9 protein-coding genes and 1 riboswitch are annotated in these 13015 nt (G+C 58.5%); of the genes, 5 read left to right on the top strand and 4 right to left on the bottom strand.

The window, feature by feature from the left end; all coding sequences use genetic code 11:
* Window positions 1-215: 215 nt before the first annotated feature.
* Together VH599_06050 and VH599_06045 are read left to right on the top strand one after the other, a co-directional pair.
* Window positions 216-1712 (top strand): tetratricopeptide repeat protein, encoded by a 1497-nt coding sequence (locus VH599_06050; protein HEY7347864.1) that lies wholly within the window; start codon window positions 216-218, stop codon window positions 1710-1712.
* A 144-nt stretch (window positions 1713-1856) separates the two neighbouring features.
* Window positions 1857-3452, top strand: coding sequence for an MFS transporter (locus tag VH599_06045; GenBank protein HEY7347863.1), 1596 nt, complete (start codon window positions 1857-1859; stop codon window positions 3450-3452).
* Window positions 3453-3557: 105 nt separating this feature from the next.
* On the opposite strand, the gene VH599_06040 is transcribed toward VH599_06045, so the two are convergent.
* Window positions 3558-4607, bottom strand: coding sequence for a class I SAM-dependent methyltransferase (locus tag VH599_06040; GenBank protein HEY7347862.1), 1050 nt, complete (start codon window positions 4605-4607; stop codon window positions 3558-3560).
* A gap of 423 nt (window positions 4608-5030) precedes the next feature.
* Window positions 5031-5179: riboswitch (FMN riboswitch) on the top strand.
* Between the two features lie 130 nt (window positions 5180-5309).
* Between VH599_06040 and VH599_06035 the strand changes: the two genes are divergently transcribed.
* From VH599_06035 to VH599_06025, 3 genes are all read left to right on the top strand, one after another.
* Entirely contained in the window at window positions 5310-6224 is a 915-nt protein-coding gene (locus VH599_06035; protein HEY7347861.1) for an ABC transporter permease, read from the top strand.
* A 9-nt stretch (window positions 6225-6233) separates the two neighbouring features.
* A complete protein-coding gene (locus tag VH599_06030) occupies window positions 6234-7259 on the top strand; it encodes an ABC transporter substrate-binding protein (protein ID HEY7347860.1) in 1026 nt (341 codons plus the stop codon).
* A 298-nt stretch (window positions 7260-7557) separates the two neighbouring features.
* Window positions 7558-8670, top strand: coding sequence for a hypothetical protein (locus VH599_06025; GenBank protein HEY7347859.1), 1113 nt, complete (start codon window positions 7558-7560; stop codon window positions 8668-8670).
* Between the two features lie 57 nt (window positions 8671-8727).
* Here VH599_06025 and VH599_06020 read toward each other — a convergent pair whose 3' ends face one another.
* From VH599_06020 to hydA, 3 genes are all read right to left on the bottom strand, one after another.
* Window positions 8728-10122 carry a S53 family peptidase gene (locus VH599_06020; GenBank protein ID HEY7347858.1) on the bottom strand — a complete coding sequence of 465 codons (1395 nt, stop codon included), beginning with the start codon at window positions 10120-10122 and terminating at the stop codon, window positions 8728-8730.
* A gap of 238 nt (window positions 10123-10360) precedes the next feature.
* Entirely contained in the window at window positions 10361-11608 is a 1248-nt protein-coding gene (thrC, locus tag VH599_06015) for a threonine synthase (GenBank protein ID HEY7347857.1), read from the bottom strand.
* A gap of 15 nt (window positions 11609-11623) precedes the next feature.
* Window positions 11624-13006 carry a dihydropyrimidinase gene (hydA, locus tag VH599_06010; protein HEY7347856.1) on the bottom strand — a complete coding sequence of 461 codons (1383 nt, stop codon included), beginning with the start codon at window positions 13004-13006 and terminating at the stop codon, window positions 11624-11626.
* Window positions 13007-13015 lie beyond the last annotated feature (9 nt).

The raw sequence follows: 13015 nt of genomic DNA, 5'->3' as shown, positions 1-13015 counted from the left end.
GATACTCCTAACCTGCTCCGTATCTCTGCGCCATTCTCGGTTTCCAGAGGGTATATGACGTTCCTCTTCAATCCTCATTCGTTTAATAAAATGATGCCGGGTTTAGTTGTTGAAGGTTGAATACACATACTCGACCCTCTAGCGCCATCACCACATGAAAGGAGCCGTCCTTGCCTGTTCTTGGGAGGGGAAGGGCAGGACAAGCACACAAACCGATGAACAAGCATTTGTATCTCACATCATCAGAAGTGGTGCAGGAGGCGCCCGCTGGCCTCAAGGTCGGCCCGACGGAGGCTCTTGTCAGCCGCGTAATCATTGGCGAACGTGTACGCCAGGCTCGTATTGCAGCCAATATGACTCAGCAAGAGCTTGCTGGAGAGACCTATTCTAAAAGCTATATTTCTGCTGTGGAGCGTGGCAAAATGACCCCATCCTTCCAGGCGCTGCGTATTCTGGCAGACCGACTGGGCCGATCCCTTTCGTTCTTTTTTGGCGAGGGCGAGGCGCCCCTGGGAACACCAGCGGAGAGCGGCGCGGCAACGGGCGTCTTACCGGATGGGGAACGACAGCGGCGCGAAGAGAGAGCCAAGCAGATGCTGAAAGAGGCGGAGGAATGGCTCGTGAAGAGTCAGCCAGACAAAGCTCTGGAGGCGCTGCATGTATCGGCGGATGCGCCACCAGCCGATCTTCCCACCTATGAGCAGCCACGCTGGTATCGGCTGGCTGGCTGGGCATCGCTTCTCGCGCGGAAGTTTCCAGAAGCGATAAACTGGCTGGAGAGCGGATTAGGTCTGGTTGAGACGTTGCGCACTCAGGCTCCATCGGCTCAGAAGGCGCAGCTTGGTGAGATGGCTGAGAGGATGCGGGAACTCCTGGGCGGGTGTTATTATGACCAGGGCCAACCAGCCAGGGCGCTGGAACACCATCTTCAGTGCCTGATCGCAATCACCGATGGGGTGGTGACTGATCCAGAACTGAAGCTGCTGATCTATAAAGCATTGGGCAATGACAACATGGTGCTGGGCCGGCATGACGAGGCCATCCTCTTTTATCAGCGAGCGTGCAAGCTGGCTGAAGATATGAATGAACCCCGCCAACGAGGACTGGCCTATTGGGGGCTGGGCTTGACCTACAAGGCGAGTGGTGATCTGTTCCGCGCCAAGAACGCTTTTGGCGAAGCACTGAGCATCTTTGGCGAATTGGAAGACACGTTGCTGACGTCGCGGCTACACGCGGTGTTGGGGGTGGTGTTGATCGAACTCAAAGAGTATAAAGCAGCCGAGCAGCATCTTCGGCTGGCTCTGGAAGCTGCCGAGCGTATCAACGATGCCTATGCTCGTCAAGTGGCGCTGGGAAACGTTGCTATCTTGCGCCTGGCGCAAAGCAATCCTGATGAGGCGATCAAAGCTGCCCAAGAGGGGCTGAGTGCGGTAAGCCAGAGCAAAGACCCCCGAATCGAGGGGCAAATCTATCAGACGTTGGCCGAGGCATACGAAGCCAGGCAAGATGTCTCAGCGGCGGGACAGGCATACAAAGATGCGATTACCACTCTGGCGCAGACCGAGGATGGCGAGTTCATTGGCCGGGTCCATGATCGCTATGGAAGCTTCCTGGCCTCGCAGGGGCGATTTGAGGAAGCCTATGAGCAGATAGGTCTTGCCCAGGCGGTTCTGGCCCGGAAAACGGCCATCGGGACGGGTGAATCTGCTTAATTCCGGCGGGCGGCCCCAGTTGTAGCGCACACCCGCCCTCTTCTTCCCACACCGGCTATCCCTGGATGCGCTCTGGAGAACTCTCTCCAGGCGCGCATCAACTTTGTTCTTCGCTCATCCGCTGCGCTGCCTGAAAGGAGGTGTATGCGCTGCTGGCCTCAGCAGCTTCGTATCCAACCGAGCGATGTAACCATCCAGAACATACCTGCTGTGCTGGCGCGTATCGTGTTTGTTGGCGCCAGCAAGAGAGGGGAAGTTATTATGTCATCGAATCTATCCAGAACAGTCAGTGCTGGCGCAGTGATCGCGCGCCAGGATCGGATTCAGGTCTGGTCGCTTCCCTACCTATTCGTCATCGTCATTGGTCTTGGTTTCCTATTCACGTTCTATGACATCTTCGACATCAACGTGTCTTTCATCCAGACCTGTGTGCAGATCGTACCCAATTGCGTGCCGGGTGGGCCGCCAGGCTCTGTTGTGGCGTCAGATAAGCTGGGCTTGCCGGTCCTGTGGAATCTTATTGGCTATGTTGTGGGGGCGCTCATTCTCAGCCCGCTGGCAGATCGCTTCGGACGACGAGATATGCTGCTTGTGACGATGCTTCTGACTGGCATTGGTTCTGTGTTTACCGCGTTCGTGAACGATTATACGATGTTCATCGTTGCGCGCACGCTGACCGGCATTGGTATCGGCGCTGACCTGGCGATTGTCAACACCTATATCAATGAGGTGGCCCCCCGCTATGGACGGGCCAGGTATACCTCGCTGATTTTCATTATGTCGTCGTTGGGGGCATTGGTTGCGGTCTGGCTTGGGCTGCTTCTGACGACTCCTCCAGAATCATTTCCGCTGGGCCTCTCTTTTGCCCTGGCAGGCGAGGCGTTCCAGGGGCCGGGGTGGCGCATCATGTACGGTATTGGCGGCGCACTGGCGTTGATTGGTGTGCTGCTGCGGTTCCAGCTTCCTGAGTCGCCGCGCTGGCTGATTTCGCAGGGACGCATTGAAGACGCCGATGCCGTCGTTCGACGAATGGAAGCCCGCGCGTCCCAACGGAACCCGCTGCCCAAGGCAATGGATGAGTTGCCAACGCCACCACAGATAAAAGGTATCCCCTATACCCAGATCTTTAGCAACGCGCTCTACCTGCGGCGCACCATCCTCTTGTTCCTGGTCTGGTTCATCGGCTACGTGACGGTCTACTCGTTTGGCGCTGGCTTTACCACGATCCTGGCGTCGTTGCACTATCCGCCGCCTGAAGCCGGCCTGATTGTGGCTGTGGGGGTCATCGGATTTGTCATCTCCGCTGTCTTTGCCTACTTCTTTAGCGAGCGCCTGGAGCGGAAACTCTGGCTGCCCATTGCCGCAGTTCTCACGGTGCTTGGTGGTGTGCTGGTTGCCGCAGCGGGCCAATTCTCGGCGTCCTCGCCAACTGCGGCCCCGGTTATGGCCTTTATCGGCGCGATGATCGTGTTTTTTGGCTTTAACATCTGGGTTCCGATGACCTATTCCTGGTCAACCGAGAATTATCCAACCCGCGCGCGGACTACCGGCTTTGGATTGGTGGACGGCATCGGACATCTTGGCGGCAGTGTGGGGTTGCTGATTATTGCGCCCCTCATTCCAGGGCTTGGTGCCATGCAATCGTTCCTGTTGATTAGCGCGTTCCTGGTTGTCGCAGCCCTGATCGCCCAATTTGGCATTGATACTCGTGGCAAGCGGTTGGATATTGTCTCTCCGTAATGGCGCATGTAGCGTTCATCGGGGCTGAGTCGTCGAGGCTGTGAAATACAGGTGAGAACCCTGGATGCCCTACAGGTATGCGGGGTTTTCGCCTGTGCAGCATAGTTAGCGTTGCCCATAGGCGAGGTAGAATGGGAGGAAGCACTGCGCCTGGCTGAGCGAGATGTAACTGCGGGCGCTGGCGAGCGCCTGATCATACTGTTTAGGAGTGGCGATGCCTTGCATGACCACCAGCGCCCGCAGGCTCTCGATCATGGCTATGGCATCAACGGAGGTCATCTGGCCGATGCGTCCGCCATAGCGGCCTACGGGAAATTTGATGTCTTGCGTTACTATGTTCCGCGCCCTGGCGTCGTAGAGGAATTTGCCGATCTGCGCGCCAAGATGCAGATCAATGCCGCGATGTTGGCTCCCTTCGTTTGCCCAGCGCGACAGGGCTTCCAGCGCCGGGCCGCCATTTTTGGGCAGATCACCTTCTACTAATTCGATCCAGCCGCCAGGACGAGTGACACGTACCAGTTCACGAACAGCAAAAGACCAGCGATTTGCCGGGATTGCCATGAACAGCAGGCGCATATGTACAACATCAAAACTGGCAGTGGCAAACGGCAAACCGTCAAGAAGGTTGCCAGGCGTGAATAGATAGTTATCTGGTAAGTATTCTGCGGCAGACCCAGTAAGCGTATCAGGAGGAACAATATCAAGGCCAATGACATTGGCTCTGGGAAATTGTCTTGCTAATTCAATAGCCCAGCGCCCGGTGCCACAGCCCACGTCCAGAATGCTGCCCGGTTGGGTAATGGGCGCCGCGTAATTAGCGCCCAGGGCATGATGGAGCAAAAAGTGTTGGAAGTCGAGGCGGTTGATCTCTTGCTCGTCTTTTGGCAGAATATCGGGAATATCCGCCATCAGGCGACGGCCCCCGACTTCGATAAAGGCATGCCCCTCTTCATCAACGGTGACGTGGTGAAACTTGCCAGTTTTCGGAGAGCCGCCCAGGATAAAAAAGCCGCGCCCTTCCGAATTCACCGACTCATCGGCGACTCCGCCAGGCAAGAAGAACTCGCGCCCTTCTGAATCTCTGGCATTGGTATGGGGGCCTTGCGCGTTGTTGTCATCCCCAGCGTCTTGATTACCCCGCCTGAACCATTTCATGACCCTTTCCTCTCCCTCCCTTGACTGCTGTAGGGTTCCACCAATTATCGGGGGCTGCCACCTGTAGCGCCGCCGTCCCGGCGGCTGGACGCTGCGCCAGGGCGAGCGTTCGCCCTCCGGGCCACGGCGCCAGCAGGCCAACGCTGGCCGCCGGGACGGCGGCGCTACAAGTGGCCCCGCTTTTTGGCAGAACCTGCTGTAGGGCTGCACTATGCAAGAATCCTGAAAAGGGGTATGATCGGTCGTTCCATCGAGAGATAACTTTCTACGCCCCTATACACCTGTTATAGCTTATCAAGCCTGTCAAGTCCCTTGCTTTGCGCGGCTACTCTTGACAAACTTTGCAGGCAAGAGGTATGGTTATAGAGCAGAGGGCCACAGCAACAGCCACAATCTGCGCTGTCTGCGGTCTCTGGCAGATAACGTGACCTTCGGGGCAGGGTGAAATCCCCGACCGGCGGTATGGCGTCCGCTCAGATGGCTGACGCCAAGCCCGCGAGCCGCGCTTCTGCGTGGCAGATCCGGTGTGAGGCCGGAGCCGACAGTTACAGTCTGGATGGGAGAAGGTCGAATCGTGAGCGCACGCCCGTATCAGGGCTGTGCGCTGGCGTGTTCTCCTGCGTGCCGCCCCAGGTCGGTAATGTCGGCTGAGGCGGTTTTCTTTATGCGCCTCCTCAGCCGGATACTCCGAGGAGGCTTGCAATGGGTATCAGGTCTATTTCACCCCCCAAACCGCCTGCTGACGCGCTTGGCCCGCCGGGACGCCAGGCGGCTCGTCCGGCGGATGTATCTCCCTCGCCTCTCACATCGCTGACCAACGAAAGGCGCTTCACCAGCCGCTCGCGCCGCTTGCGCCGCTTGCGCGACAGTCGAAGCCTGGGTATTCTCGCGCCGGTTCTGCTGGGCATTGCGCTGCTGATCGCGTGGCAGGTTGTCGTGCAGACTGGCATGGTGTCGGCGTTCTTCCTGCCTCTGCCAGCGGATGTGCTGCGTTCGTTGTGGGGTTTGCTGACCAGCGATTCCTTGCTGAGCTACGCGCAGACAACGTTGATCGAGAGCCTGGGCGGTTGCGCGCTCGGCGCTCTGGTGGCGCTGCCGCTGGGCTATGCCATTGTGCATAGCCGCCTGGCGGCGAGCGCGATCCAGCCTTATCTGGCGGCAAGCCAGGCGATGCCAGCCATCGCTATTGCGCCGCTGATTGCGCTCTGGATGGGCTATGGTCTCTCGCCTGTAATAGCGTTGTGCGCGCTGATCGTGTTCTTCCCGATGGTGATTACGACGGTGCTGGGGCTACGCCTGCTGGACCGCGATGTGCTTGACGCCGCGCGCACCGAAGGCGCTGGCTGGTGGGCGCTGCTGCGGTATATCGAGTTTCCCCTGGCCTTGCCCAGTATTCTTGCCGGGGTGCGCACCAGTCTGACGCTCTCGATTACCGGCGCGGTGGTTGGCGAATTCGTCCTTGGCACGCCGGGGCTTGGAGAGTTGTTGCTCGTTGAGCGCAGTTATGCTGATCCTGCCGGAGTTTTTGCAACGCTGCTGACGCTGGCGCTGCTGGCCGCCCTGCTCTATGGGCTGGCGCGGCTGCTGGAGCGTCGGCTTTCATATGTGGAGGCTTGATAACGTTTTATGCGTCATATTTCTGTGTTTCGACTCCGGCTGCGCGCAGCCGGAGTGCTGCTGCTGGCTTCGCTGGCGCTGACGTTTTTCGCGGCCTGTGGCCCGACGGGCGCAAGCGGACCGCCGCATCATCTGACGGTTGGCCTGACCTATATTCCCGACATCCAGTTCGCGCCTTTCTATGTGGCTGATTCGCTTGGCTACTACAAGGATGCCGGGCTAAGTGTGACGCTGCGCCATCATGCGTTTGCAGAGGATGAGTTTGGCGCCGTTTCTACCGGCAAAGAGGACGCTGTTTTTGGCGGCGGCGATGAGATGCTTCAGGCGCGCGACCATAACATACCGCTCGTTTACGTGGCAAACGTCTATGCCAAATATCCGGTGGCGCTGATTGTGCCTGCGGATTCGCCGATTCAGACGGCGGCGGATTTGCGCGGTCACACGATTGGTACGCCTGGGCCATACGGCGAGACGTATTTTGGTTTGCTGGCGCTGCTGCAAAGCGCCGGGCTGAGCAAGTCTGATGTGACCATTCAGAATATCGGCTTTACTCAGCAGGCGGCGCTGCTAGGGCATAAAGTGGATGCTGTGATGGGCTATGTCAATAATGAGCCAATCCATTTCCAGCAGGCGAACTTTGCGGTGCGCACGCTGTCGCTGGCGGATGTGGTTTCGCAGTTGCCGCTGGTGTCGAATGGGCTGGGCGCGTTACAGAGCGAGCTTGATGCGCATGGCGACGACATCAAAGCGCTGGTGGCGGCGACGCTGCGTGGGGTGGAGTATACTGTTGCGCATCCTCAGCAGGCGCTTGATATAAGCAAGAAGCAAGTGCCAGGGCTGAGCGATCCAAAGAACGCGGCTACTGCGCTGGCGGTGCTGCAAGCGACCCTGCCCCTCTGGGAAAGCAGCGGAACCAGAGCTGGCTATAATGATCCGAAGACCTGGCAGGCGATGGCGAGCTTTATGCCAGCCTATGGGCTGCTCAGCGGCTCGCCTGATGTGAGCAAAGCCTATAGCAACGCTTACCTGCCTTAGAGTCAGGCGCTTGGGACATGAGGCATCCCGCATTCTTTCTTGCCAGGCAGGTGTTCTGTAAAAGTATTCGGCTCCTTTGAGGGCAGGGTCGCTCGCGCGTCCCTTCCAGGTGGCTAGCCGCTAGCCGCCTGGAAGGCGGCGCTACAAGTTCCTTCCTCTCGCACCCCCCTTGCAAGCACATCCAATCGGTGTTACTATCGGCAACGGAAGGGTTTATCCCAGTTGTATGCCGCCTCACGCTGTAGAGTCAGGCGCCAAGCCTGGCAATGCAGCCTGGTAGAAGACGAAGGAGATTGCTATGGCAAAAGAGCCGATTGTTGTTGCCCATGAGTTGGTGGAACATCTGACGGTCACGATCAATGAATTGCCCTCCCATATGCCCAAAGAAGAGACCCCAAAGTTCCATAAGAACGCGCATCATTTGCTTGAGGATTTGAAACTGGGCTGCTGGCTTTGCCAATTCCAGCGGCGCCCGCTTGGTACGGGGCCGTTGGAAGTCCATCATATGATCGAATGGACAGAGTGGAGCGATGTTGATTCAGAGTTGGCAACAAAACTCCTGGGCTGCTTTATCCTTCACAAGTATTCCGGCCAGCCGGTGCATGATCCTGATGATCTGGCGAATCTGGTGGTGCTGCACGAGTCCTGCCATCGTGGGCTGCCGGGCCAGGCAAAGATGTCGGGAGCGCATACCACGCCGATGCCTATCTGGTTTGCGCAGGGCGCGGCTAAAGATGGCGTGGAGATTGCAGGCGATGTTGACCACCTGCTTGATCGCATGGGCGCAGGCAGTAAAGCCGCGCAGCCAGAAGTCACAGAAACAACTGTGGGGCATGAGGTGGTTGAACAATTCACTGTGGTGGTGGATGATCCGGCGCACCCTCAGCGGAAAGAGACGGAGAAGTTTCGCGCCAATCGTGAGAAGCTGCTGAAAGAGGCAGGGTTCTGCTGGCTCTGCCAGTTTCATCATCACCCGCAAGGCCGAGGGCCGCTGGAAGCGCATCACCTGGTGGAGTGGAGCGAGTGGAACGATGCCGACCCGGCGCGGGTGACAAAGATGACCAGCCTCATCAAAGCCAATCCATATTCTGGTCAGCCGGTCAATGATCCTGACGATATTGCCAATTTGATGCTGCTCCACGAGACCTGCCATATCGGCAAGCCGGGCAAGGCTGCGATGTCGGGCATTCACTTTACGCCGATGCCCATCTGGCTGGCGCAGGGCGCGGCCAAGACGGGTTTTTCTATTACGAAAGATGTCGGCCATGTGTTGAAAAAATTGGGATCACTACATCTTGTGCCTGTCTCGACGCCTGCCCCGGCTGCTTCAGCCCCACCAGCGGAGCATCGGCGCCACCGCTTAGCCGAGCATCGTCACGGCTTTACTCTTTTCGGGATTCATTTCGGGTAGCGGGAGGTATACCGCCAAATCCGCCTGACTGCTCGCGGCATTCAGGCGGATTTGGTATCAGCCAGCGGTCTGCTGCACAGCAGTAACCAGGAGCGGCGCCAGAACGGCTACATCGGGCGTTCCCCAGCCGGTTGCCAGATCCCAGCCTGGACTTGCCGGAAACCCTGAGACGCCCCGCGCGCTGTTATCGCCGTCGGTAATGTCGTGGAACCCTTTGCCAGCCAGTTGATAGAGGGCGGGATTCAAGAATCCTAAAGGCTCGCCAGCCATCTGATTGGCAATGGCAATGACTCCTGCCCATTGTGGCGAACTGGCGCTCGTTCCGGCAACGGGAATCCAGCCGCTCGAATTGCCCGCGAAGGACTGATAAACGGGAAAGTTGCCAGCCGCGCCCCAGGAGACATCAGGGATAGCTCGCTTGCCGTTCAGATCGCCCTGGTTGGGGAGGTTTTTCTGCCAGTCGGGCTGGGTATAGAACTGGCTGATGCCACCGCCGCCTGCTCCAGTATCATCGTTCCAGACACTCTCGCTCCCAAAATGGCCCGCCTTATCTTTCAAGGAAGGCTCGGTGCCGCCAATGGCTGTGACCAGAGGGTCAGAGGCGGGCCAGCCAACTGCCCGGAAATTATAGGTTTTTGACGTATCGCAAGTTGCGTCAGTCGCGCCATCGTCACCTGATGAAGCAAGCATCGTGATATGTTCGGTCACTGCTCGTTGAAATACCTTCTGGTCGTATTCCCTGAGCAAATCTTCGCCATTCCCCAGGTTTTCGTTGCAGGCGTCGCCGACAAGCGTTGCCTCTGTGGCCCCGAAGCTCATGGTGAACACCTGGCCCAGGTGGTGGTCCATTGCGTAGATGGAAAGTTGCTCGAACTCAGGAAATCCCTGAACGCCCTCAGTCTCATCTACCGGGCTGACCAGCAGGACAATATTCGCCTCCGGGGCAATTGCGTGAGACCACTCTACATCGAGGGTGGTTTCTACGGCCCAGCCAGAATTAAACGATGGTTGGCCGAGGGGGGCGATGACATCAAACTTTGGGGGATCAGGCAGCCCGAAGGTCTGGTCAAAGGTGTGTAAGTCCTGCTTAATAGTTGGGCTGCCAAACGAGTCAATAATAACGATAGTTTGCCCCTTGCCGGTGAACCCCTGGGCATAGAGCGGGTTCAGATTATAAAAGGTCTGTACCTGCTCCGGGCTAAAGCATCCACCCGCTGCTGCCACGATACTACAATCATTGAGGATACGAGCCGCCTGTGGGCCAGGCTTGAAGGGGCTGCCTGCCTGTGATGGCGAGGTAGAGCTGGTTGGCGCGGGTGTTTTTGTGCCCTCAGACACAGGGGTGTTGAGGGCGCATGAAGAGAGGGCGAGCAGCCCTGCCAGCAGCGCCATGATTTGCCAGGGAGTAGAGAAAAAAAACCGCCTGACGGGTAGAGGATTCCAAACGATCATGAACAGTCGGGCACTCTCACCTGCCGCGTTTCCAGCGGCGGCAGATCGCCCTACCCCTTTCTTCTCAACGGTGGTTCGTAGCGCGCTTGACCCCTATGCGGCTGGTAGCGCAAACTCGCTAACAGCATAGCATAAGAGGCCAAACTCTGTGTGTAGCCTACCCCACACGAATGGCCCCTCGCAAGAAGGCGCCCCTGATTTCTTTGCGCCTAGCTGTGTCTGGCATAGATATGATGGGTTATGCGCGTTTTAAGGCTGCCCGCACGTCATCAAGCGTGGGGGCGATGGAGAATGGTTGACCGACTGAGCGCCGCGCGCCCTTGATGTCTTTGAGGCCGTTGCCGGTGGCGACTACGATTACTCGCTCACGTGGCCCAATCAGGCCAGATTCGCGCGCGGCGATCACGCCTGCCAGCGAGGTCACACCGGCTGGTTCGGCAAAGACGCCGGTGGCGCGCGCCAGGCGCGGAATAGCCGACAGGATGGCCTCGTCGCTCACCTGTACATATGCGCCGCCTGATGCCTGGACAGCGCGCAACGCTTTGGCGCTGTTACGCGGCTGGCCCACAGCGATGCTATCGGCCAGCGTGTTCGCCGTCACGGGCTGCAACGGCTCGCCGGTGCGGAAGCACTCATAGATGGGCGCAGCGCCTTCAGCCTGGACGCCCAGCAGCCGGGGCAGGTGGCTGAGTACGCCGAGCTTCTGCATCTCTACCAGACCTTTCCAGATACCCGCGATGGTGCAGCCGTCGCCCACCGCTACCGCCAGCCAATCGGCCATATGGTCCTGAAGTTGTTCGCCGACCTCCAGCCCACAGGTCTTTTTGCCTTCCACCAGATAGGCATTGATGGCGCAGTTGCGATTGTACCAGCCGAACTCGGCAGCGGCGTCCATCGCCAGATAGTATGCCTGGTCGTAGGAGCCGCGAACGGTAAAGACGGTTGCGCCATAGACCAGTAGCTGCGTGACTTTGGCCTCTGGCGCGGTTTCGGGAACGAAGATAAAGGCGCGCAGCCCCATGTTTGCCGCAAAGCCTGCCAGCGATGAGGCCGCGTTGCCAGTGGAAGCGACGCTGATAGTATCGCGCCCCAATTCAGCCGCTTTAGTGACGCCAATGGCTGAGGCGCGGTCCTTGAATGAGCCGGTGGGGTTGCGGGTATCGTCTTTGATGAGCAGGCCGCTCAGGCCAAGCTCGCGGGCGAACTGCGGGACATCGTAAATGGGGGTCATGCCCAGTTGCAGCGTTGGCAGCCGGGCATTGCGTCCGATTGGCAAGACCGGCAGATAGCGCCAGATGTTTTGCCGCCTATCATTTGCCAGCGTCTCTTTATTTAACTCGCGTCGGGCCAGGTCATAGTCATACTCAACGTCAAGGATGCCTGCCATGCCGCAAGTCGGGCAGGTATAGAGATCGGGGCGTTCTTCATAGTGCGCGCCGCACTTGACACAGCGCAGCCCGGTCACGTTAGTTCTGGTCTCAATCATCGCTTGCCTCTTTTTCTAGAGGGTTGCTCTTTTCAGGAAATGGCCTTGTCCGGCATGCCCGATAAAAGCGCCCTCTTCGACAATCACTTGCCCACGCAGCAAGACGGTGCGTACCGAACCTTTGATGCGCGTGCCTTCATACGGGTTGTAATCAACGTGCATATGATGGGAAGCTGCGCTCAAAACCTCTTCGCGGTTGGGGTCGAAGAGCGCCAGGTCGGCGTCGCTGCCGACGGCAATGGTCCCTTTGCGTGGATAGAGGCCAAAGAGTTTGGCCGGTCTGGTTGCTACCAGATCAACGAAGTGTTGTAGGTCGAAGCGCTTGCCACCGACGCCGCCGCTGTAGATCAACCCCACGCGCGTCTCAATCCCTGGCAGGCCGTTGGGAATCTTCGTAAAGTCGTCGCGCCCAAGGTCTTTCTGGCCTTTGAAGAAGAACGGGCAGTGATCGGTGGAGACGGCATCGAGATCACCACGTTCTAAAGCGGCCCAGAGCGCCGCGCTGTCCGTCTGTTTGCGCAGCGGTGGTGTGCAGACGTATTTCGCCGCCTCAAAATCCGGCAGGTCGTATTTTTCTTCGGAGAGGAAGAGGTACTGCGGGCAGGTCTCCGCCCAGACAGGTTCGCCGCGCGCGCGTGCCTCGATGATCTTGTTCAGGGCTGCCGCGCAGCTCACATGAACGATATAGACCGGCGCGCCCGCCAGTTTCGCCAGCGCAATGGCTCGCTCGGTGGCTTCGCCCTCCAGCAGCGCCGGGCGAGTATGGGCATGGTGCGCCGGTCCGGTTTGTCCAGCGGCTACGGCCTCGCGGACCAGTAGATCAATCACACAGCCATTCTCTGCATGGACGCAGACCAGCGCGCCCAGGTCTGCCGAGCGGCGCAGCACCTTATAGATAGTTTCGTCATCAACCATGAAGGTGTTCGGGTAGGCCATCAGCAGCTTGAAGCTCGTGACGCCTTCGCGTATCATATCGGCCAGCGCCCTTTCCGGCGCGCTCATCAGATCGGTGATAGTGATATGAAAGCCGTAATCAATGGCGGCTTTGCCCTGCGCCTTGGCGTGCCAGGTTTCCAGCGCGTAAGCCAGCGTTTGCCCGCGATACTGGTTGGCAAAGTCAATGATCGTGGTCGTGCCGCCGCAGGCCGCCGCAATTGTGCCGGTCTCGAAATCATCTGAGGAGTTGGTGAGGGGCAGCGGCAAATCCAGATGGGTATGTACATCCACCGCGCCAGGGAAGACATATTTGCCCGCCGCGTTGATCACGTGGACACCTTCGGCAAAGGCGCTCAAGTCCTGGCCGATGGCGGCAATGCGTTCGCCATCGATCAGGATGTCTGCGGTATAGTCATCGGAGGCTGTCACTAGATGGCCTCCGCGAATCAGCGTTTGGGACATTGCCGCGCT

The sequence above is a fragment of the Ktedonobacterales bacterium genome, assembly GCA_036557285.1.
In the GTDB taxonomy this organism is placed as follows: Bacteria; Chloroflexota; Ktedonobacteria; order Ktedonobacterales; family DATBGS01; genus DATBHW01.
Note: the sequence above shows the minus strand (reverse complement) of the source record. Positions and strands in the feature narration are given on the sequence as shown.

Excerpts from the sequence above, each read along its gene's own strand:
- VH599_06050 (HEY7347864.1), top strand. The coding sequence starts at position 216 with ATGAACAAGCATTTGTATCTCACATCATCAGAAGTGGTGCAGGAGGCG.
- VH599_06045 (HEY7347863.1), top strand. The coding sequence starts at position 1,857 with ATGCGCTGCTGGCCTCAGCAGCTTCGTATCCAACCGAGCGATGTAACC.
- VH599_06040 (HEY7347862.1), bottom strand. The coding sequence starts at position 4,607 with ATGAAATGGTTCAGGCGGGGTAATCAAGACGCTGGGGATGACAACAAC.
- VH599_06035 (HEY7347861.1), top strand. The coding sequence starts at position 5,310 with ATGGGTATCAGGTCTATTTCACCCCCCAAACCGCCTGCTGACGCGCTT.
- VH599_06030 (HEY7347860.1), top strand. The coding sequence starts at position 6,234 with ATGCGTCATATTTCTGTGTTTCGACTCCGGCTGCGCGCAGCCGGAGTG.
- VH599_06025 (HEY7347859.1), top strand. The coding sequence starts at position 7,558 with ATGGCAAAAGAGCCGATTGTTGTTGCCCATGAGTTGGTGGAACATCTG.
- VH599_06020 (HEY7347858.1), bottom strand. The coding sequence starts at position 10,122 with ATGATCGTTTGGAATCCTCTACCCGTCAGGCGGTTTTTTTTCTCTACT.
- thrC (HEY7347857.1), bottom strand. The coding sequence starts at position 11,608 with ATGATTGAGACCAGAACTAACGTGACCGGGCTGCGCTGTGTCAAGTGC.
- hydA (HEY7347856.1), bottom strand. The coding sequence starts at position 13,006 with ATGTCCCAAACGCTGATTCGCGGAGGCCATCTAGTGACAGCCTCCGAT.